Source organism: Halobellus sp. MBLA0158, from assembly GCF_041477585.1.
Taxonomy (GTDB): domain Archaea; phylum Halobacteriota; class Halobacteria; order Halobacteriales; family Haloferacaceae; genus Haloquadratum; species Haloquadratum rubicundus.
Map to the genome: position 1 here is coordinate 2,779,650 of NZ_JBGNYA010000001.1, position 18,026 is coordinate 2,797,675.

Here is an 18,026-nt window from a genome sequence, read left to right on the forward strand (position 1 = left end):
TAGACAGGCCGTGGAGTACGTCACGCTATGTCCGACTGTCCGCTGGCCGACGACTGCCCCCGGTACTCCGAGCGGATCGACGGGATGGGGTGTCAGTACTACGGCGACCGGGGCGGTGCCGAATGGTGTAACAACTACGACCAGCCGATCCGCGACCTGAAGGCCCAGCCGGTCAAGCCGGGCGAGGAGATCGTCGTCGAGGTCGACGACATCCACGAGAGCGGGGCCGGCGTCGGCCGGACCGACGACGGCTTCATCGTCCTCATCGACGGAATCCTCCCGCCGGCGCGCGCGGTGGTCCGGATCGACCGAGTGAAGTCGAACCACGCGACCGCCAAGAAGGTCGTCGAGCGGCTCCCCTTGGACGAGGACGAAGCCGACGAGAGCGACACCGACGAGCGCGCAGACGAGGGAAGCGAGTCCGACGAGGGCGGGAGCAGCGGGCCCGATCGCCCGACCGCGCTCGGCAGCCGGGACAACTTCTGGGGCGGATAGCCCGCCCACGGCGGCGGCGCGAACGGCACGGACAGTCGCAGTATTCCGGTTTTTTGCTCCGAGTTCTCCTCCGAAGCGGCAGTACCGCGGCCGCGCTTCTGTATCTTTTTTGCGCGCGGGGCGCTACGGACGCGTATGGACGACGCCGAGCGCGACGGCGGCGACAGCGCGGACGGGTCGGGAACCGGAAACGGCGGGAGCGAGGACGCCGCCGGGAGCGACACGCCCGGGCTGGCGTCGACAGCCGACGTCGACGAGATCCTCGCCGAGACCGGCTTCGACGCGGACGAGAGCGTCCTGACGCGGCGGCAGGCCGAGGTGCTCGTCCTGCGCGAGCAGGGCGTCCGGCAGTCCGAGATCGCCTCGATGCTCGGGACGTCGCGGGCGAACGTCTCCAGCGTGGAGTCGAGCGCGCGCCGGAACGTCGAGCGGGCGCGCGAGACCGTCGCGTTCGCGGAGGCGCTCGCCGCCCCGGTCCGGATCACCGTCGAGGCGGGCGCCGACCTCTACGACGTCCCGAAACAGGTCTACGACGCCTGCGACGAGGCGGGCGTGAAGGTGAACCGGACCGCGCCGGAGCTGATGAAAGCCATCTCCGACGCCGCCGGCGACGCCGTTCAGGGTCGGGAGGTCCGCGAGCCCCTGCTCGTGGGCGTGACGACCGGCGGGCGCGTGCAGGTGCGGCGCTCTGTCGACTGAAAACTGCGGCCTCAGAACTCCCCGCGGTCTTCGAGGTCCCGGACGAGGCGCTTGACGTCCTGCGCCCGCTCTTTCGGCACGACGAGCACGCGGTCGTCCCACGCCACGACGGCCAGTTCCGAGACGCCGACGAGCGACACGTGCGCGCCGTCGGCGGCGACGACGTTGTCCGCGGCGTCGAGCGAACGGACGGTGACGTCGCCGGCCGCGACGGTGCCGTCGGCGTCGGGCTCGACCACGCGCTCTAGGGCGTCCCACGACCCGACGTCGTCCCAGCGGAAGGAGACGGGGACGACCGCGACGTCGTCGGCGACCTCGAAGATCGCGTAGTCGACGCTCACCGGATCGGCGGCGTCGAACGCCGCTCGGACGTCGGGATCGACGGCGTCGGCCGCGAGATCGGCGGGCAAGTCCGCCGCGCGGAGCGCGTCGTAGAGCTCGAAGATCGGCGAGGTCGCGGCCGCTTCGAGGAAGACCTCGGGGCGCCACGCGAACAGCCCGGCGTTCCAGTAGTGGCCGGCCGCGACGTACGACTCGGCGGTGTCGGCGTCGGGCTTCTCGTGGAACGAGCGGACCGGCGCCCAGTCCGCGTCTGGGCCGTCGGCGTCGGCGTCCGCGTCGGGCTCGATGTAGCCGTAGCCGGTCTCCGGGCGGGTCGGCTCGACGCCGAACGTAACGAGGCGGTCCGTCGCGGCGGCGACGTCGACGCCGCGACCGACGGCCTCGGCGAAGCCCTCGCCGACGAAGTGGTCGCTCGGCAGCGCCAGGACCACGCAGTCGTCGTAGGCGGCGTCGATCCGGGCCGTCGCGTAGAGCAGCGCCGGGGCGGTGTCGCGGCCCGCGGGCTCGACGAGCACGTCGGCGTCGGGAGCGCGCTCGCGGACCCCCTCGGCGTACGACTCGCGCGTGACCACGACGACCTCGTCGGCGACCTCGCGGGCGCGGGAGACGGTCCGCTCCAGCAGCGACGCCTCGCCGAGGAGCGGGAGGAACTGCTTCGGGCGATCGGCGCGGCTCGCCGGGTAGAGCCGCGAGCCCGTGCCGCCGGCGAGGACGACCGCGACGACTGGCCGCTCGGTCTCGGTGTGGGTCGACTCGCTCATCCCCACGTCTCCACGATCCCGTCGCGGACGTCCTGTGCGCACCCCTCGCAATCGGGGTGGTCCGCCTCGAAGCACGACGGCCGGCCCTCGTCGTCGACGTCGACGGCCCGACGGTCGGCGTGGCGGCGACAGACGATGCGGACGCGACCCTCGTCGTCGCGCGGGAGGGCGCCGGCGGCGTCGGTGCCGGCCGCCTGGCCCTCGGAGTCCACGCGACCTTCCTGGTATGCGTCGCGGGCGCGGGCGTACTGCCGCCCGGCCTCGCGGAACTTCTCTCGCAGGAGCCGTTCGAGGCGGTCGCTCATCGGTCACTGGTCGAACTGCGACCGGTATAGGTCCGTTGGTGGCGGCGTCCGACGGGACGGAGAACGCCCGAATTTCCACTTTCACTCCGGTCACGACAGTTTATTACCGATTGGGAACCAAGCCCCGTGTGCCTCCCAACGAAAACCAAGGTGGAGGCGATTGCAACCATGTCAGACCTGCGAACGCACGCAGCGGAGATAGCCGAACAGTTCTCGGACCACTTGGACATCGACCAGTCGGACGTCGAAGAGCGCCTGGAGACGCTCGTAAACGAGTACCGCGTGCCCGTCGAGGAGGCGCGGCGCTCGGTCGAAAACAGCTACCTCGAAGAGGCCGGCCTCGAACGCGACGAGATCGGCCAGGGCGGCAACGACGAGGTCCGCCTGACCGACATCGACCAGGACGAGCAGTGGATCGACGTGACCGCGAAGGTCGTCGAACTCTGGGAGCCCAGAAGCGAGTCGATCGCCCAGGTCGGCCTGCTCGGCGACGAGTCCGGCCGGACGAAGTTCGTCGCCTTCGAGACCTCCGACCTACCGGAGCTCGAAGAGGGCGCGGTCTACCGCCTCGGGAACGTCGTCACCGACGAGTACCAGGGCAACTTCTCGGTAAAGCTCAACAAGACCACGACCATCGAGAAGCTCGATACGGACATCGAGGTCGGCGACGACGCCGTCACCGTCGAGGGAGCGCTCGTGGACATTCAGTCCGGGAGCGGCCTGATCAAGCGGTGCCCCGAGGAGGGCTGTACGCGCGTCCTCCAGAACGGGCGCTGCTCCGAGCACGGCGACGTCGAAGGCGAGTTCGACCTGCGGATCAAGGGCGTCCTCGACGACGGCGAGACCGTCCACGAGGTCATCTTCGGCCGCGAGGTCACAGAAGACCTCACCGGGATCGAGCTGGAAGAGGCCCAGCAGATGGCGATGGACGCCCTCGACACCACCGTCGTCGTCGACGAGATGCGCGAGGACCTGGTCGGGACGTACTACCGCGTCTCCGGCCCGGAGCTCGGGCGCTACGTCCTCGCCGACGAGGTCGAGCGGCTCACCGAACCGGCGGACCCGGAAGCGGTCCTGATCAAAGCGAGGTCGATCTGAAATGAGTGCCAACGAGATTCCCTCCCGCGAAGTCGCCCGGCGTGTGTTCGCAGACGAATTCAACGACGCCGCCTTCACCTTCAAAGAGTCCGACGACGACCGCGCGCCGGTCTACCTGCTGCTCCCGACGGGGGCGAAGGCCAACCGCGTGTTCTTCGTCGGCACGCTGACCGAGAAAGACGACGTCGGCGAGGACAACGAGTACTGGCGCGGCCGCATCGTCGACCCCACGGGGACGTTCTTCGTCTACGCGGGGCAGTACCAGCCCGAGGCCGCGAGCACGCTCCGGGACCTCGAACCGCCCGCCTACGTCGCCGTCGTGGGCAAGCCGCGGACCTACGAGACCGACGACGGCTCGGTCAACGTCTCCGTCAGGCCGGAGTCGATCCAGGTGGTCGACGCCGCGACCCGGGACCGCTGGGTCGTCGAGACCGCCGAGCGGACGCTCGATCGCATCGACGCCTTCGACGAGGAGGGCAACGAGTACGCGCGGATGGCCCGCGAGGAGTACGACCTCCCGATCGATCGATACAAGGAGTCGACCGTCTCGGCGCTGGAGGGCCTCGAAGAGTCCGACGGCGACGAGCTCGGCCTCGGCGACAGCGGTCCCGCGGACGCGGGTGCGGACGAGCCGGACGCCGACCTCCAGCCCGAGCCGTAGCCCGCTGCCGGCGGCCGCCCTTTTATGCTGTCTGACGAAGCATTAAGTGGGTAGGACGACGAACTGGGGAACGAGCCAATGGGCAACAAAAACAAGACCATCTCGTTCCGCGTCAACGAGGACGCGTTCGAGACGCTCCGAGAGATCGCCGAGGAGCGCGACATCTCCCTGTCGGCGGTCTTCCGCGACTACGTCGACACGCTCGTTGCCCACGACGGCCAGGTCCAGGTCGTCCCCGAACACGAACTCGAACAGCTCCGCAACGGCGACGAGGAGAGCTTCCCGCCGAAAGTCAAGGTGCCGAAGAGCTTCGTTCGGGAGCACGAGCGCCTCGAACTGGAGGCCGATCACCTCCGCGAGCAACTCGAAGAGCACAAGCGGTACGTGAACTACCTCCGCGAGCAGCTCGAAGACGAGAACGAGGAGGTCATCCAGCTCGAAGACCTCGACGGCAGCGAGGCGGATGAGCCCTCCTTTCGACTTGGATAGCCTCGGCATCGACCTCGATCGGCCGCCGTCGCGCGACCGCCTGCGGGACGACTCGCCCTGAGCGCCGTCTCAGAGCCTTAGCCGGAGAGCGCCTTCCGAGCTTTCCGCATCTTCGCTTCCATCTCGTCGTCGCCATCGACCTCGGCGAGCGTCTCGGCCGCCTCAAGCGTCCGAACGGCGCTGTCGAGGAACGAGAGGACGTCGCCGGGGTAGGCGTACAGCATATACTCGTCGCTCATCACGTCGACGATGGCGTCGGGGCCGAGCCCCTGCGCGCGGAGCTCCAGGAGGTAGCGCACGAACTGCCGCTCGGGGTAGCCGGTGTAGAGGTCGTCGGGATTCTCCGGGTCGAGGAAGTCCTCCGCGAAGTCAAGCAGCCGGTCGCGGGTGGCGTCGTCGAGCTTCGCGAGGCCTTCCCCGGAGTAGAGGACGTCCATCGTCGCCCCCGAGAACGCCCCCTTCGGGATGTTGACGTCGAGCTGGGAGACGATCTGGCGGTGGTTCTTCAGGTAGATCTTGTCCGTGATGGCCACGGTTGGCCGTCCGTAGCGCGCTGTGGCTCAAAAGTCTCGCGGTGGGACTCGGCGAGCGCGCCGTCGAGCGGATCGTGTGAGACCGGCGCACTCCACCCGAGAGTCGTAACGTATTTGCCTTCGACCGGGATACCTCAAGGTGCGTGTCCGGGTTAGGGTAGTGGACTATCCTTCAGCCTTGTGGAGGCTGAGACGCGGGTTCAATTCTCGCACCCGGACCTTCTGTCTACGAACGAAGTGAGTAGACGAATGTCCGCACGGAGAAATCAACCCTATCAGTCGCGCGCAGCGAACGCAGTGAGCGAGCACGTCTGATTTCGGTTCAATTCTCGCACCCGGACCTTCTGCGATACACTGCGCCCGCGAGCGGTCGCTCTGTCGAGAACGACGCGAGCGAACCGTCCGTCACGGACGTCCGAATCGCTCACACCACCTGATTCGCGAGCGAGTCGCCGTCGCGAATCCGCGTGAGGTTCTCCCGAATCAGGGCGGCCACGCGCCCGGCGTAGTCCCGCGTCGCGCCGGCGGCGTGGGGCGTCACGATCACGTTCTCCAGCTCCCACAGCGGCGAGTCGTCGGGGAGGGGCTCCTCCTCGAAGACGTCCAGCGCCGCGCCCGCGATCTCGCCGGCCTCCAGCGCGTCCACGAGGGCGTCCTGGTCGACCACGCCGCCGCGCGCGACGTTGACGAGGTAGGCGTCGTCCCGCATCGCCGCGAGTTCGTCGGCGCCGACGAGGTCGCGCGTCCGTTCGGAGAGCGGGACCGTCAGGACCACGAAGCGCGCGTCCGCGACGGCCTCGGTGAGCGCGTCCGGCGTGTAGAGGTCGTCAACCGAGGGGATCGGCGTCGGCGTCCGGCGCACGCCCGCGACGTCCATCCCGACGCCCTGCGCGCGCGAGGTGACGCCCTGGCCGAGCGTCCCGAGGCCGACGACACAGACGGTCTCTCCCGACAGCGTGAACGTCTCGTGCCAGTCGGGGTAGCGCCACGTCCGCTCGGGCTCGTTGTCGCGGTAGACGTGGAGCCGGCGGGCGAACTGGAGCAGATAGCCCAGAACCGTGTCGCCGACGGCGTCGCCGTGGACGCCGCTGCTGTTCGTGAGCCGGATTCCCGCCCGCTCCAGGTCGTCGAGCGGGAAGGCGTCGACGCCCGCGAGGACGCAGTGGATCCACTGGAGGTCCGCGTCGAGGAACGCCTCGCTGTAGGTGAACGTCACCACGCCGTCGAGGCCGTCGGTGTCGGCGTCGCCGTCCATCCCCTCGACGACGACGGGGGCGTCGCCGAGTTCCTCGCGCAGCTTCGACGGGGGAAAGAGCTCCGATACCGAGGGGTGGATCCCGAGTACGAGTCCGTCCTCTGACATACGTTGTCCGTGCGCGTAGCGGTACAAAAACCCACCGCGCAGTCGGGCGGCCCCAGCTACGGTTCGAGGAATTAGATCGGACTGAGAGACACTGGCACGCGCCATTTCCGGCGATTCGGGAATCAGATGTCCGTTATATGCGCTCTGCTCGCGACGGTACAGTTGTAAGGTGAAGAACAATGACCACGGCAACCCCCACAACCCAAGCGGCGACTGAAACGACGTTCGGAAACGTCCTCGACTTCGATCTCCAGGGAACGGTCGCCGGCTACTGGCTCGCGATCCTGCGAGTCGTCACCGGCTACTGGTTCCTCCACGCAGGCTTCACGAAGTTCGCCTTCGTGGCGGGCGAGCCCTTCGACGCGACGGGCTACCTGCTCCACGGGACCTCGGCGAGCCCGATCCACGGCTTCTTCGCGTGGGCCGCGGGGACGCCGTGGCTGATGGAGTTCACGAACGTGATGATCCCGGCCGGCGAGTTCCTCATCGGACTCGGCCTGATCGTGGGCGCGCTCGTCAGGCTGGCCTCGTTCTTCGGGGCCTTCCTGATGGTGTTCTTCTACCTGGGGAACGCCGACTGGGCGCACGGGCTGGTCAACGGTGACCTGATGGGCCTGCTGCTCTTCGTCACCCTCGCGACGCTCGGTGCGGGCCGGATCCTCGGACTCGACGCCTACATCGAGGAGCTCGACCTCGCGAACACCCGGATCGCGAAGTTCCTGCTCGGCTGAGCCGGGCGGGACCAGCGCGGCTTTTCGGGGCCGAATTTTTCGACGGCATCCTCTAGTAGAATATCCCCGACCGAGGCGACGCCGATTCGCGACGCGGACCACCTCCTTCTTGGCGCCGGCCGACGACTACGACGTATGGCGATCGATCTCCGGAGTGATACGGTGACTCGGCCCTCCGACGCGATGCGGGCGGCCGCGGCCGACGCGGACGTCGGCGACGACGTCTACGGCGAGGACCCGACGGTGAACGACCTCGAAGCGACCGCGGCTGACCTGATCGGCGTCGAGGACGCGCTGTACGTCCCGACGGGGACGATGGGCAATCAGATCGCCGCGCGCGTCCACGGCGAGCGCGGCGAGGAGGTCGTCCTCGACCGGAAGTCACACATCTACCAGTGGGAGCTCGGCGGCCTCGCGCAGCTGTCGGGACTCCAGACGCGGCCGGTCGACGCCGGCGACGCGGTTCCGACGCCCGAACAGTTCGAGTCGGCCTACGTCGCCGAGAGCCTCCACCGGCCGGGGACCGGCCTCCTGACCCTGGAGAACACCCACAACGCCCGCGGCGGGGTCGCCGTCACGCCCGAGGCCATCTCGGCGGTCGCGGAGGCGGCCCACGACCGCGACGTCCCCGTCCACCTCGACGGCGCGCGCCTGTTCAACGCCTGCGTCGCGCTCGACGTCGATCCGTCGCGGATGGTCCGCGACGTCGACTCCGTGCTGTTCTGCCTCTCGAAGGGGCTCGGCGCGCCCGTCGGCTCGATCCTCGCGGGCGACGCCGACTTCGTCGCGGCGGCCCGGCGGGTCCGGAAGCTGTTCGGCGGCGGGATGCGCCAGGCCGGGCTGATCGCCGCGCCGGGCCTCCTGGCCCTCGAAAACGTCGATCGCCTCGCCACCGACCACGAGAACGCGGCCCGGCTCGCGGCCGGCCTCGACGACATCGAGGGGCTCCGGGTCCCCGAGCCCGACACCAACATCGTGCAGGTCCACACCGACGACCTCGGTGTCGAGGCAGAGGCGTTCGTCGCGGCCTGCGAGGACGCCGGCGTCCGCGGCGGCGCGCACGGGCCGCATCTCACCCGCTTTTGTACGCACCTGGACGTCGACCGCGACGACATCGAGGAGGCGATCGAGCGGGTCGGTGACGCGGTCGAGACGCTCCGGGCGTGAGAAGCCGGCCGTCGGACCCCGAGATCAGACCTCGGGCTCGACGTAGACGTGTTCGATGCGGTCGTCGACGGCTCTGAGCTCGGCTTCGAGGTCGGCGATCAGCTCGTCGAGGTCGGTCGCTTGGGTCTCCGGGACGAAGCTCACGTCCGTCGTGACCAACACGCTCTGCGGGCCGATGTAGACCGTCCGGAAGGTGTCGACGTGGACGACCTGCGGCGCGTTCTCGATGGCCGCTCTGAGCTCCGCTTCGACCTCCGCCGGGAGGCTCTCACCGAGGAGGAGCCGCTTGTTCTCCCACGCGAGCGCGACCGCGAACCCCATCAGCATAATCCCGATAAGCAGCGCCGTGACGGCGTCGTAGATCTCGTTGCCCGTCGCCTTCGAGAGGAGGATGCCCGCAAGGGCGAGCCCCGCGCCCAGAAGGGCGATCGTGTCCTCTGTGAACGCCGTAAGCGTCGTCACGTCGCTGGTCTTCCGGAAGGCGTCCCGGAGGCCCGTCCAGCCGTACTTGTCGATCTGGCGTCTGAGCTCCTTGTTCGCCTTCGCGAACGCATAGCTCTCGAAGCCGATCGCGCCCAGGAGGACGGCGACGTTGACGTACCACGACGGAAAGGAGAACCCGGCGATCGAGACCGGGCCGGCGACGCCGTGGGTCCCGTGGACGATCGCGTCGTAGCCGTGCTTGACCGACTCCCAGCCGGCGATGCCGAAGAGCAGGACGGCGACGAGGAAGGAGTAGAAGAACTGCGCCTTCCCGTAGCCGAAGGGGTGCTCGCGGCTCGTCTGCTTGTCGCTGTAGCGGATCCCGATCAGGAGGAACACCTGATTGCCCGTGTCCGAGACCGAGTGGTACGTCTCCGACAGCATCGAGGGGCTGCCGGTGAGGATGAATCCGAGGAACTTCAAGACGGCAATCGCCCCGTTCGCGAAGAGCGCGGCGAGGACGACGCCTCTGCTTCCGGCCATACGATTGCTCTCTAACGACGGGGATAAAGTGGTTTTCACGTGAGTGCGACCCGCGGCGTCGTCGCGTGTCTGCCTTGTCCCGCCGGACACCGTTGCCCCGCCGAACGTCGGACAGTTCTTGTGGGCCGCCGGCGTACGGCCCCGTAATGCTCACCGTCGTCTCGGACACCCACAGCACCGACACCCACCGCCTCTCCGGTCGGACGCTCGACGCCGTCCGGGAGGCCGACCTCGTCGCCCACGCGGGGGACTTTATGCGCGAGTCCGTCCTCGACGAATTCGAGCGCGAGGCCGACCGCCTGCTGGGCGTCTCCGGTAACAACGACGACGCGGGGATCCGCGACCGACTGCCGGAGGCGCGGACGTTCACCTTCGGCGGGCTGACGTTCGCGATGACCCACCGGCAGCGGGGCGGCTCGACGGCGCTGGCGCTGTTCGGTCGCCAGCGCGCCGCCGACGTCGTCCTGTTCGGCCACAGCCACCGCCCCACCTACGAGCCGACCGACGAGGTCGTCCTCGTCAATCCCGGCAGCCACGCCCAGCCCCGCGGCAACCGGGCCGCACACGCGGAGTTCGAGCGGCGCGAGGGAGGTGGCGTCGAGGGCCGGCTCGTCACGGTCGACGGCGAGCCGTTCGAGTCCTTCGTCGTCGACGGACGCGGGGCTCGGGACCGGTAGGAGGCGAGGGAAAGAAAGTGCGCGTGGGGCCGTCGCCGGCGGCTGAGACGTTCGGCCGCCGTGGCTCGAAGGGGGGGCAGGGGGCAGGGAGCAGCTTCGGCGACCGGCACGGCCGTCCGGAGGGGGAGAGGCGTCGGACCGGACGGCCGACCGCGGGCGACGACCCTGCAAGTGGTGCTTGGGGTGGAAACGTTATATAAACGGCGTAGACTCAAATGTCGCTTTGATCATTCTCGATCAGCGACAGAATCGGCGCGGGCGCACCGCGGTCCCGACAGCCGCGGACTACCGCTGCCACGCGATCGCGACGAAGGCCAGCGCGACCACGCCGCCGAGGAAGAAGAACGCCCCCGGCGGGAGCGACGCCACGGCCGATCCGAGCGCGCCGATCGGATCCCCGCCCGCGGCCGACTGGGTCGTCGCCGCGGCGGTCTGGGCCGCCTCCGTCGCCGTCCGCGTCGCCTCCGCGACCGTCTCTGTGGGTTCCGGAAGCGGAGTCTGGGTCGGCGTCTGGGTGGGCGAGCCGGTCGCCTCCGCGATCTGCATATCGCTCTCTGTCGCCGTTGGCGTCGCGGGTTCGGCCGTCGGCGTCGCGGTCGGCTCGGCCGTCGTCCCTCCGGTGAGATTCGCCCCGCCGCCCCCGGCGTCGGCCGCCGTCGCACCGCCGTCGGCGGATCCGCCCGCGCCGCCGTCGCCCCCCGCGCTCCCCGCTCCGGTCGAGAGCGTCGGGCCGGCGCCCGCCCGCACGAGCCGGTCGACGACGACGCTCCCGAGCGCGACGACGCCCAGCCCGCCGAGGAGTTGGGTGAGCGCGGACTGGAGCCCGGTGGTGTCGTCCTCGCTCCCGGCGACGACGACGAGCGCCTGGTCCGAGGGCGCATAGACCGTCATCTCCCGACCCTTCGCGGAGTAGGCCGTGCCGGCCGGTTCGATGAGGCCGGCGGTCTCCAGGCGATCGAGGTGGTACTGGGCGTTCTGGATCGAGGTGTCCGCGCGGTCTGCGAGGTCCGATGGCGGCCCCGGTTCCTCGTGGAGTTCCCCCAGGAGCTGCCGCGCCGTCTCGGAGGAGATTGCCGCCAGAAGGTCGTCGACGTCGTCGCTGTCGAGCCCGACGACGCGGGGGTCTTTGTCCTCGTCGTCGGGGAGGTCCGGCCGGGAGGGCAGGATATCGGCCATCGCCCCACGGTATCGACGCCTGTATGATGAGTCTTCCCCCTGTCGGCGGCCGGAGCGCCGCGTCGCCGTCGCACCGCCGCGCGACGCCGGCGAAACGCCTTTACTGACGCCGGGGAAAGCGGGGCGTATGTCCACCTCCCGGCCGGGCGTCGTCGGCCGATCTCTCGATCTCGAACGCGGCGGCGGGCCCGCACAGGTCGACGCCGTCGTCGACTTCGCGGCGTCGAACCCGGCGCTGATCGTGCTCGTCGTCTTCCTCCTGGGCTTCGTCTTCTTCGCGTATCTGTTCGTCAGGCGGACGCTGACGGGGCTCCGGGACGGCTTCGACGAGGGCTACCGGGGGAAGTAATCGCGATGGTCGCGGCCGCCATCCTCGCGACGCTCGTCGTCGCCGCGCTCGCCAGCCTGTTCATGGCGTGGTCGATCGGCGCCGGCTCGTCGGGGTCGACGCCCTTCGCTCCCGCGGTCGGCGCGAACGCCATCTCGGTGATGCGCGCGGGGTTCATCGTCGGCGTGCTCGGCCTCGCAGGCGCCGTCCTCCAGGGCGCGAACGTCACGGAAGCGGTCGGGACCGAGCTCGTCGTCGGCAACGTCCTGACCGCGTCGGCGTCGACGGTCGCGCTCCTGGTCGCGGCGGCGCTCGTCGCCACCGGCGTCTTCGCCGGCTACCCGATCGCGACCGCGTTCACCGTCACGGGCGCGGTCGTCGGCGTCGGCCTCGCCAACGGCGGCGGGCCGGCGGTCGCCAAGTACCAGGAGATCGCGGCGCTGTGGATCCTGACGCCGTTCGTCGGCGGCGGGATCGCCTACGGGACGGCGCGGTTCCTCCGCAACGAGTCCGTCCCGGAGCCCGTCGCGGTGCCCGCACTCGGCGGCGTCGTCGGCCTGCTCGTCGCGAACGTCCGGTTCGCCGTGCTTGGCGGGGAGTCCGGCCGCTCGCTCGCCGAGGTGGGCGCGGCCGCGACACCCCCGATCGTGCTCCCGGTCGTCGGCGTCGACGCCGGCGTCATCGTCGTCTCGGCGCTCTTTGGATTGGTCGGCGCCGGGCTCGTCCGCCGGGAGGTGACGAAGGACCTCGCGCAGGGCCAGCGGCGGTTCCTCCTCGTCCTCGGCGGCCTGGTCGCCTTCTCGGCCGGCGGGAGCCAGGTCGGGCTGGCGATCGGCCCGCTCGTGCCGCTCCTGGGCGCGGTGGCGATCCCGCTGCCGGCGCTCCTCGTCGGCGGGGGGCTCGGGCTCCTCGTGGGGTCGTGGACCGGGGCGCCGCGGATGATCAAGGCGCTCTCGCAGGATTACTCCTCGCTCGGCCCCCGCCGGTCGATCGCCGCGATGATCCCCTCGTTCGCGATCGCCCAGACGGCCGTCGCGCTCGGGATCCCCGTCTCGTTCAACGAGATCATCGTCAGCGCCATCATCGGTAGCGGCTACGCGGCCGGCGGCGCGGGCGTGAGCCGCGAGAAGATGCTCAAGACGGCGGCCGCGTGGGTCGGATCGCTGGCGCTGGCGTTCGGCGCCGCATACGCGGTGTTCACCGCGATCGAGTTCGTGCTGTAAAATCGAGTGTGAAGTCGGGAGTGGGGCGGACGTCGCGCGCTACTCCTGGGTCGGCGACTCGGACCGCTCGTCTTCGCCCTCGGAGTCGTCGTCTTCCTCGTGGTCCGGCTCCTCGGGGATCGTGATCCGGGCCTTCATGATCCGGGTGTTGTCGACCTGTTCGATCCGGATCGTGATGCCGTCGTAGGTGATCTCTTCGCCCTCCTCGACGAGGCGGCCCGCGCGGTTGAAGATGAAGCCGGCCAGCGTCTCGAACTCCTCGCCCTCCGGGAGGTCGAGGCCGAGTTCCTCGTTGACCTCGTCGATGTTGACCTCCCCGCGGACCAGCGTCTCGCGGCCGTCGAGGGTCTCGAAGGACTCCTCCTCGTCGTCTTCGAGGATGTCACCGACGATCTCTTCGACCATGTCTTCGAGGGTGACGAGTCCCTCTGTGGTCCCGAACTCGTCGATGACGATCACCATCCGCAGGCGGTTGTCCTGGATCTCGGTGAGGAGTTCGTCGACGTTCTTCGACTCGGGGACGTGCAGCGTCGGCTGGACGAGGTCCGTCAGCGACGCGGTGCCCTCGCCGTAGTGCTTCTCGCGGACGAGGTCACGGATCGTGACGATCCCGATGATGTTGTCGAGGTTGCCGTCGTAGACCGGGACGCGCTCGTGGTCGGACTGGACGCAGGTCTCGATCGCCTCGTCGATGCTGGCGTCCTTCGGGACCGCCGTCATATCGAGCCGCGGCGTCATCACCTCCTTGGCGATGGTCTGATTGAACCGGAAGATGCGGTCGAGCATCTCCCGTTCGTCCTCCTCGATGACGCCCTCGCGCTCGCCGGTCTGGATGAGGTCCTGGATCTCGTCGCGGGTGACGTAGGACGTCTCGATCGCCGACCGGCCGCCGGTGACCTTGTTGATCACGCGGGTCAGGTAGTCGAAGACGACGACCAGCGGGAGCAGGACGTACTCGGAGTACTTCAGCGGCCGGGCGATCCGGAGCGCCCACGACTCGGTGTTCTCGACGGCGTACGACTTGGGGGCGCTCTCGCCGAACAGGAGCACCAGGGTCGTGATCCCGAACGTCGAGACGAGGACGGCCGTCCCGGGATCGAAGAAGATCCCCACGATCGCGGTCGCGATCGACGACATCGCGATGTTGACGATGTTGTTGCCGACGAGGATCGTAACGAGCAGGCGGTGGGGGTTGGACTTGAGCTCGGCGACCGTCTCGGCCCGCGGGACGCTGTCTTCGACCAGCGAGTCGACGCGGTGCTTCGCGATCGAGAACATCGCGATCTCCGAGGAGGAGAAGAAGGCCGAAAAGCCGATGAGGACGAGGATCGCGATCGCGCCCGCGATCGTGACGGTCGTGTCGTTGACCGGGATCGCCTGGAGGACCACGGCCGACGGCACGGCCGCCGCGTCGACGACGGTGCCGTCGATGGGACCGGCGGATCCGACGGTGATCCGTTCGACGAGGCCGCGAAGACCGCGAACGGCGAGAGACGTGAGTGGCGGAGACAAGCCCATATAACTACGTCACCTTGTCTGGCCCGGGAATTAAGAGTTACCCTCGGCGGCGGCTACGGGCGCGAGCGCGGCCGTTCGAGGCCCGGTCCGTCGCGCCGGCGGCCGGGCGCGCGGGCTGCCGCGTGCGAAGACCTTAGGGACGGCTCGCCCCAAAGGTCGGGTATGAGCGAGTCCGAGCCACAGATCACGCTGTATCGGCTCCAGGCGTGCCCGTACTGCGAGCGCGTCGTGCGCGTGTTGAACGAACTCGACCTGTCGTACCGCTCGCGGTTCATCGAGCCGATGCACTCCGAGCGGAACGTGGTGAAGCGGGTCTCCGGCAAGCGGAGCGTGCCCGCGATCGTCGACGAGAACACCGGCGTGACGATGTCGGAGTCGGCGAACATCGTCGAGTACCTGGAGAAGACCTACGGCGAGGGGGGTGCGGCCTGATGGTCGACTTCGAGGTCGTCTCCCTCTCGGAGGCCGACCACCCCGAGGAGGGCGACACCGCGCCGGACTTCACGCGCCCGCTCGTGAACGAGGAGTACTGGGAGGACACCTCGCTCTCGGCGGTCGTCGCCGAGGGGCCGACGCTCCTGGCGTTCCACCCGATGGACGGCGCGTTCCCGACGACGTACATCTGGAACGAGTACGACGACCGCGGGTTCACCGAGGACGTCCAGGTGGTCGGCCTGTCGATCTCCTCGCCGTACGAGCACAAGGACCTCCTGGCGGAGCGCGCCGAGGGCGCCCGCCTCTTTTCGGATCCCGCGGGCGACGTCGCCGAGCAGTACGGCATCGAACACGACCTCGACGGGATGACCGGCGTGGTCGAGCCCCGGCCGGCGGTCTTCCTGCTCGACGACGACCGGACGATCGAGTACGCGTGGGTCGCGAGCGAGTGGCCCGCCTTCCCCGAGTACGACGAGATCGAGGCCGCGATCGACGCCCTCGTCTGACCGGGATGCGAAGCGAGACCGATGACTGACTTCGACGAGTCGCCCCCCGGCCGCCTGGACGGCGCGCTGGACGAAGCGGCGGCCGCGATCGAACGCGGCGAGACCGTCGTCTACCCGACCGAGACGGTGTACGGCCTCGGCGCGGACGCGACGAACGCGGAGGCGGTCGAGCGCGTCTTCGAGACGAAGGGCCGGAACCGCGACAAGCCGCTGTCGATCGGCGTGCCGTCGATCGCCGTCGCGCAGCGGCACACCCAGCCGAGCGAGCGCTCGCTCCGGTTTATGCGGGCGTTCCTGCCCGGGCCGGTCACGGTCGTCGTCGAGCGCGACCCCGCGCTCCCGGACGCCGTGACCGCTGGTCGCGACCGCGTCGGCGTGCGCATCCCCGACCACGACGTGGCGCTGGCGCTGTTCGAGCGGGTCGCGCCGACGCCCGTGACGGCGACGAGCGCGAACCGGAGCGGCGCGCCGAGCGCGGTCCGCGTCGCCGACCTGGACCCGGACCTCCGCGACTCGGTCGGCGCCGTGATCGACGCCGGCGAGGCGCCGGGCGGCGGGAGCACGGTCGTCGATCCCGAGCGGAACGTCGTCCACCGCCGGGGCGCGATGGGCGACGCCATCGTCGCGTGGCTGGCCGACGAGACCGGGACGGAGCCCGACGTCGAGGGCTGACCGTTCTCTCCGTTCTCCCCGCTACCCCAATCCGAGCATCGTCTTCAGCGAGCGCGTCTTCGTCCCGCAGGCGCCGCGGTACTCGCAGGCCTCGCACTTCGACTTCTCGTGCGTGCGCGAGGGCACGCCCGACATCGACCGCACCGTCCAGAGGACGCGTCGGTAGGCGCTCTTGTTGCGCGTCGTCAGCCGAACCGTCCGCACGACGCCGTGGGCGGGGTACTCGACGAGCGCTGTCGGAATGTCGCGCTCTCGCTCCCACGCGAGCGCCTTCGCGGCGGCGACCGCCCGGACGCGCTGGGGCTCCCAGACGCCCCGCTCCGGCGGCGCACCGGGGGAGATGACGACGGGCGTCGGCGAGACCCCGTTGCGGTCGCCGTCGGCGACGCTGTTGGCACCGTCGTCGCCGGCATCGACGTCGTCGGACGCCCCGTCCGCCCCGCTTCCGGCCTCAGCAGCCCCCTCGGGATCGACGCCGATCACCTTGTGGGCGATCCCGTGGCAGTCGCGGCCGCGGAGGAACGCGTCGCGGACGGCCGGCTCCGCGAGCGCGGCGTAGTCGTCGCGTTCGGCGACCGTCGCGAGGTTCGCGCGGTACTCCGCTGGCGGAACGGCGATGGGCCGATCGGCGAGGCGCTCGTCGCGCATCCCCCGGAGGCGGTCGTAGGCGAACGCGAGGTCGCGGACGGCGGCGACGTCCTCGGGCGGCGAGAGATCGTCGTCGCGGCGGGCGTAGTAGAGCTGTCGCGGGCAGTACGCGGCGCGGGCCAGGTGCGAGAACGGGATCGTCTCGGGGCGAGTAGACACGACGGAGGTGGGGCCGTCCTCGTATTTGAACGCTCGCGCGGGATCGGCCGGCTCTCGCGGCGGCGCGCGGAACGCCGCGCCCATCGGTGATCAGCCGATCTCGACGTCGAGGATCTCGATCTCGAAGACGAGCGTCCGCCCGGCGAGTTCGTGGTTGAAGTCGACCTCGACGGTTCCCTCGCGGACGGCGACGACGTCGCCGTGGAGGCCGTTTTCGGCCTCGACGTGCATCCCGGCGGTCGGATCGGTGCCGACCATCGCCGTGAACGCCTCGACGTCGTACTCGCGGACGCGCTCCTCGCGGACCTCGCCGTAGGCGGCCTCCGGCGGCACGCGGACGGTGGCGGACTCGCCGGCGTCCATCCCGCGGACCGCGTCGTCGAGTCCCTGGATCACCTCGTCCGCGCCGACAACGAAGACGAGCGGACCGTACGCGTCCGGGTCCGTCTCCGCCGGATCGGCGAGTCCCTGATCGACCGCGACGTCGTACTTCGAGGTCCCGAAGACGGTGCCGTCCTCGAACCGCCCGACGTACTCGACGGCGACCTCGTCGCCCGCGTCGATGGTCATAGCCGGTGTCCGGGTGCCCGCGGCAAGATTCTGTCGGGGACGGTCGCGGGAGGCGCTGCGTCGGGCCGAACGCTTATCCGCGGCGCGCGATTCACCCACGGGTATGAGCGAAGCCACCGGAAGCGACGACGGCGGCGGAAGCGCGCCGTCGCGCCTCGGACGCGTCCTGTTGGGCCTCGGCCTCGCCCTCCAGGCCTCCGAGGACTTCCGCGATATGGAGGATTCGATCGAGTACGCCGAGTCCGCGGGCGTCCCGATGCCGGAACTGGCGGCCCCGTTCGCCTCGGGGATGATGCTCGTCAGCGGCCTCGGCGTGGCGCTGTGGCGGTTCCCGCGGCTCGCCACCGGCGCCGTCGTCACCTTCCTGACGGTCGTGACCGCGACGATGCACGACTTCTGGAACGCCGACGAGGGCTCGAAGAGCGGCGAGCGACTCGCCTTCTTCGGGAACGTCGCGATGCTCGGCGGGGCTCTCGTGTTCCTCCGCGAGGCCTGGAAGTAACC

Annotated in this window: 23 protein-coding genes and 1 tRNA gene; 15 read left to right on the forward strand and 9 right to left on the reverse strand. The window is 69.8% G+C overall.

Annotated elements, in window-relative coordinates:
• Positions 1-27 precede the first annotated feature (27 nt).
• Positions 28-495, forward strand: a complete 468-nt coding sequence (locus OS889_RS14090; protein WP_372390802.1) for a TRAM domain-containing protein — start codon at positions 28-30, stop codon at positions 493-495.
• 135 nt (positions 496-630) lie between these two features.
• Positions 631-1,194 carry a Tfx family DNA-binding protein gene (locus tag OS889_RS14095; RefSeq protein WP_372390804.1) on the forward strand — a complete coding sequence of 188 codons (564 nt, stop codon included), beginning with the start codon at positions 631-633 and terminating at the stop codon, positions 1,192-1,194.
• An 11-nt stretch (positions 1,195-1,205) separates the two neighbouring features.
• On the opposite strand, the gene OS889_RS14100 is transcribed toward OS889_RS14095, so the two are convergent.
• Together OS889_RS14100 and OS889_RS14105 are read right to left on the reverse strand one after the other, a co-directional pair.
• Positions 1,206-2,297, reverse strand: a complete 1,092-nt coding sequence (locus OS889_RS14100; protein WP_372390806.1) for a mannose-1-phosphate guanylyltransferase — start codon at positions 2,295-2,297, stop codon at positions 1,206-1,208.
• Complete coding sequence (locus tag OS889_RS14105) at positions 2,294-2,602, reverse strand: DUF7091 family protein (protein WP_372390808.1); 309 nt, start codon at positions 2,600-2,602, stop codon at positions 2,294-2,296. The genes OS889_RS14100 and OS889_RS14105 overlap by 4 nt, the downstream gene beginning before the upstream one ends.
• A 168-nt stretch (positions 2,603-2,770) precedes the next feature.
• Here OS889_RS14105 and OS889_RS14110 point away from each other — a divergent pair, with 168 nt between their 5' ends.
• The 3 genes from OS889_RS14110 to OS889_RS14120 all read left to right on the forward strand — a co-directional run bounded on the left by OS889_RS14110 (position 2,771) and on the right by OS889_RS14120 (position 4,850).
• Positions 2,771-3,700, forward strand: a complete 930-nt coding sequence (locus OS889_RS14110) for a replication factor A (protein ID WP_372390810.1) — start codon at positions 2,771-2,773, stop codon at positions 3,698-3,700.
• Position 3,701: 1 nt separating this feature from the next.
• On the forward strand, positions 3,702-4,361 hold the full coding sequence (locus OS889_RS14115) for an RPA family protein (RefSeq protein WP_372390812.1): 660 nt from the start codon (positions 3,702-3,704) through the stop codon (positions 4,359-4,361).
• Positions 4,362-4,439: 78 nt separating this feature from the next.
• A complete protein-coding gene (locus OS889_RS14120; protein ID WP_372390814.1) occupies positions 4,440-4,850 on the forward strand; it encodes a DUF8146 domain-containing protein in 411 nt (136 codons plus the stop codon).
• A gap of 77 nt (positions 4,851-4,927) precedes the next feature.
• Here OS889_RS14120 and OS889_RS14125 read toward each other — a convergent pair whose 3' ends face one another.
• On the reverse strand, positions 4,928-5,383 hold the full coding sequence (locus tag OS889_RS14125) for a DUF5814 domain-containing protein (protein ID WP_372390816.1): 456 nt from the start codon (positions 5,381-5,383) through the stop codon (positions 4,928-4,930).
• 146 nt (positions 5,384-5,529) lie between these two features.
• On the opposite strand from OS889_RS14125, the gene OS889_RS14130 reads away from it, so the two are divergent.
• Positions 5,530-5,602: transfer RNA gene (locus OS889_RS14130), tRNA-His, on the forward strand.
• 205 nt (positions 5,603-5,807) lie between these two features.
• Here the strand turns inward: OS889_RS14130 and ddh are convergent.
• Positions 5,808-6,746 (reverse strand): D-2-hydroxyacid dehydrogenase, encoded by a 939-nt coding sequence (ddh, locus tag OS889_RS14135; RefSeq protein WP_372390818.1) that lies wholly within the window; start codon positions 6,744-6,746, stop codon positions 5,808-5,810.
• A gap of 179 nt (positions 6,747-6,925) precedes the next feature.
• Between ddh and OS889_RS14140 the strand changes: the two genes are divergently transcribed.
• Complete coding sequence (locus tag OS889_RS14140) at positions 6,926-7,477, forward strand: DoxX family membrane protein (RefSeq protein WP_372390820.1); 552 nt, start codon at positions 6,926-6,928, stop codon at positions 7,475-7,477.
• Positions 7,478-7,612: 135 nt separating this feature from the next.
• Positions 7,613-8,644 carry a threonine aldolase family protein gene (locus OS889_RS14145; RefSeq protein WP_372390822.1) on the forward strand — a complete coding sequence of 344 codons (1,032 nt, stop codon included), beginning with the start codon at positions 7,613-7,615 and terminating at the stop codon, positions 8,642-8,644.
• 24 nt (positions 8,645-8,668) lie between these two features.
• Here OS889_RS14145 and OS889_RS14150 read toward each other — a convergent pair whose 3' ends face one another.
• Entirely contained in the window at positions 8,669-9,610 is a 942-nt protein-coding gene (locus OS889_RS14150) for a cation diffusion facilitator family transporter (protein ID WP_372390824.1), read from the reverse strand.
• A 146-nt stretch (positions 9,611-9,756) separates the two neighbouring features.
• On the opposite strand from OS889_RS14150, the gene OS889_RS14155 reads away from it, so the two are divergent.
• Entirely contained in the window at positions 9,757-10,287 is a 531-nt protein-coding gene (locus OS889_RS14155; RefSeq protein WP_372390826.1) for a metallophosphoesterase, read from the forward strand.
• Positions 10,288-10,572: 285 nt separating this feature from the next.
• Here OS889_RS14155 and OS889_RS14160 read toward each other — a convergent pair whose 3' ends face one another.
• Positions 10,573-11,463, reverse strand: a complete 891-nt coding sequence (locus OS889_RS14160; protein WP_372390828.1) for an ArsR/SmtB family transcription factor — start codon at positions 11,461-11,463, stop codon at positions 10,573-10,575.
• Positions 11,464-11,590: 127 nt separating this feature from the next.
• Here OS889_RS14160 and OS889_RS14165 point away from each other — a divergent pair, with 127 nt between their 5' ends.
• Both OS889_RS14165 and OS889_RS14170 read left to right on the forward strand, forming a co-directional pair.
• Positions 11,591-11,812 carry a DUF7859 family protein gene (locus OS889_RS14165; RefSeq protein ID WP_372390830.1) on the forward strand — a complete coding sequence of 74 codons (222 nt, stop codon included), beginning with the start codon at positions 11,591-11,593 and terminating at the stop codon, positions 11,810-11,812.
• A 5-nt stretch (positions 11,813-11,817) separates the two neighbouring features.
• Positions 11,818-13,014, forward strand: coding sequence for an inorganic phosphate transporter (locus OS889_RS14170; protein ID WP_372390832.1), 1,197 nt, complete (start codon positions 11,818-11,820; stop codon positions 13,012-13,014).
• A gap of 39 nt (positions 13,015-13,053) precedes the next feature.
• Here OS889_RS14170 and OS889_RS14175 read toward each other — a convergent pair whose 3' ends face one another.
• Complete coding sequence (locus tag OS889_RS14175) at positions 13,054-14,532, reverse strand: hemolysin family protein (protein ID WP_372390834.1); 1,479 nt, start codon at positions 14,530-14,532, stop codon at positions 13,054-13,056.
• Positions 14,533-14,694: 162 nt separating this feature from the next.
• Between OS889_RS14175 and OS889_RS14180 the strand changes: the two genes are divergently transcribed.
• Genes OS889_RS14180 through OS889_RS14190 form a run of 3 tightly spaced genes read left to right on the forward strand, consistent with a single transcriptional unit; the run spans position 14,695 to position 16,145 of the window.
• Positions 14,695-14,964, forward strand: a complete 270-nt coding sequence (locus OS889_RS14180; protein ID WP_372390837.1) for a glutathione S-transferase N-terminal domain-containing protein — start codon at positions 14,695-14,697, stop codon at positions 14,962-14,964.
• Complete coding sequence (locus tag OS889_RS14185) at positions 14,964-15,473, forward strand: redoxin domain-containing protein (protein ID WP_372390839.1); 510 nt, start codon at positions 14,964-14,966, stop codon at positions 15,471-15,473. The genes OS889_RS14180 and OS889_RS14185 overlap by 1 nt, the downstream gene beginning before the upstream one ends.
• A gap of 21 nt (positions 15,474-15,494) precedes the next feature.
• On the forward strand, positions 15,495-16,145 hold the full coding sequence (locus tag OS889_RS14190) for an L-threonylcarbamoyladenylate synthase (RefSeq protein ID WP_372390841.1): 651 nt from the start codon (positions 15,495-15,497) through the stop codon (positions 16,143-16,145).
• A gap of 21 nt (positions 16,146-16,166) precedes the next feature.
• Here OS889_RS14190 and OS889_RS14195 read toward each other — a convergent pair whose 3' ends face one another.
• On the reverse strand, positions 16,167-16,952 hold the full coding sequence (locus OS889_RS14195; protein ID WP_372390843.1) for a hypothetical protein: 786 nt from the start codon (positions 16,950-16,952) through the stop codon (positions 16,167-16,169).
• Positions 16,953-17,042: 90 nt separating this feature from the next.
• The gene (locus OS889_RS14200) at positions 17,043-17,522 is read right to left on the reverse strand and encodes an FKBP-type peptidyl-prolyl cis-trans isomerase (RefSeq protein WP_372390845.1); all 480 of its coding nucleotides are present in this window, start codon (positions 17,520-17,522) and stop codon (positions 17,043-17,045) included.
• Between the two features lie 103 nt (positions 17,523-17,625).
• On the opposite strand from OS889_RS14200, the gene OS889_RS14205 reads away from it, so the two are divergent.
• The gene (locus tag OS889_RS14205; protein WP_372390848.1) at positions 17,626-18,024 is read left to right on the forward strand and encodes a DoxX family protein; all 399 of its coding nucleotides are present in this window, start codon (positions 17,626-17,628) and stop codon (positions 18,022-18,024) included.
• Positions 18,025-18,026 lie beyond the last annotated feature (2 nt).

Excerpts from the sequence above, each read along its gene's own strand:
- OS889_RS14090 (WP_372390802.1), top strand. The coding sequence starts at position 28 with ATGTCCGACTGTCCGCTGGCCGACGACTGCCCCCGGTACTCCGAGCGG.
- OS889_RS14095 (WP_372390804.1), top strand. The coding sequence starts at position 631 with ATGGACGACGCCGAGCGCGACGGCGGCGACAGCGCGGACGGGTCGGGA.
- OS889_RS14100 (WP_372390806.1), bottom strand. The coding sequence starts at position 2,297 with ATGAGCGAGTCGACCCACACCGAGACCGAGCGGCCAGTCGTCGCGGTC.
- OS889_RS14105 (WP_372390808.1), bottom strand. The coding sequence starts at position 2,602 with ATGAGCGACCGCCTCGAACGGCTCCTGCGAGAGAAGTTCCGCGAGGCC.
- OS889_RS14110 (WP_372390810.1), top strand. The coding sequence starts at position 2,771 with ATGTCAGACCTGCGAACGCACGCAGCGGAGATAGCCGAACAGTTCTCG.
- OS889_RS14115 (WP_372390812.1), top strand. The coding sequence starts at position 3,702 with ATGAGTGCCAACGAGATTCCCTCCCGCGAAGTCGCCCGGCGTGTGTTC.
- OS889_RS14120 (WP_372390814.1), top strand. The coding sequence starts at position 4,440 with ATGGGCAACAAAAACAAGACCATCTCGTTCCGCGTCAACGAGGACGCG.
- ddh (WP_372390818.1), bottom strand. The coding sequence starts at position 6,746 with ATGTCAGAGGACGGACTCGTACTCGGGATCCACCCCTCGGTATCGGAG.
- OS889_RS14140 (WP_372390820.1), top strand. The coding sequence starts at position 6,926 with ATGACCACGGCAACCCCCACAACCCAAGCGGCGACTGAAACGACGTTC.
- OS889_RS14145 (WP_372390822.1), top strand. The coding sequence starts at position 7,613 with ATGGCGATCGATCTCCGGAGTGATACGGTGACTCGGCCCTCCGACGCG.
- OS889_RS14150 (WP_372390824.1), bottom strand. The coding sequence starts at position 9,610 with ATGGCCGGAAGCAGAGGCGTCGTCCTCGCCGCGCTCTTCGCGAACGGG.
- OS889_RS14155 (WP_372390826.1), top strand. The coding sequence starts at position 9,757 with ATGCTCACCGTCGTCTCGGACACCCACAGCACCGACACCCACCGCCTC.
- OS889_RS14160 (WP_372390828.1), bottom strand. The coding sequence starts at position 11,463 with ATGGCCGATATCCTGCCCTCCCGGCCGGACCTCCCCGACGACGAGGAC.
- OS889_RS14165 (WP_372390830.1), top strand. The coding sequence starts at position 11,591 with ATGTCCACCTCCCGGCCGGGCGTCGTCGGCCGATCTCTCGATCTCGAA.
- OS889_RS14170 (WP_372390832.1), top strand. The coding sequence starts at position 11,818 with ATGGTCGCGGCCGCCATCCTCGCGACGCTCGTCGTCGCCGCGCTCGCC.
- OS889_RS14175 (WP_372390834.1), bottom strand. The coding sequence starts at position 14,532 with ATGGGCTTGTCTCCGCCACTCACGTCTCTCGCCGTTCGCGGTCTTCGC.
- OS889_RS14180 (WP_372390837.1), top strand. The coding sequence starts at position 14,695 with ATGAGCGAGTCCGAGCCACAGATCACGCTGTATCGGCTCCAGGCGTGC.
- OS889_RS14185 (WP_372390839.1), top strand. The coding sequence starts at position 14,964 with ATGGTCGACTTCGAGGTCGTCTCCCTCTCGGAGGCCGACCACCCCGAG.
- OS889_RS14190 (WP_372390841.1), top strand. The coding sequence starts at position 15,495 with ATGACTGACTTCGACGAGTCGCCCCCCGGCCGCCTGGACGGCGCGCTG.
- OS889_RS14200 (WP_372390845.1), bottom strand. The coding sequence starts at position 17,522 with ATGACCATCGACGCGGGCGACGAGGTCGCCGTCGAGTACGTCGGGCGG.
- OS889_RS14205 (WP_372390848.1), top strand. The coding sequence starts at position 17,626 with ATGAGCGAAGCCACCGGAAGCGACGACGGCGGCGGAAGCGCGCCGTCG.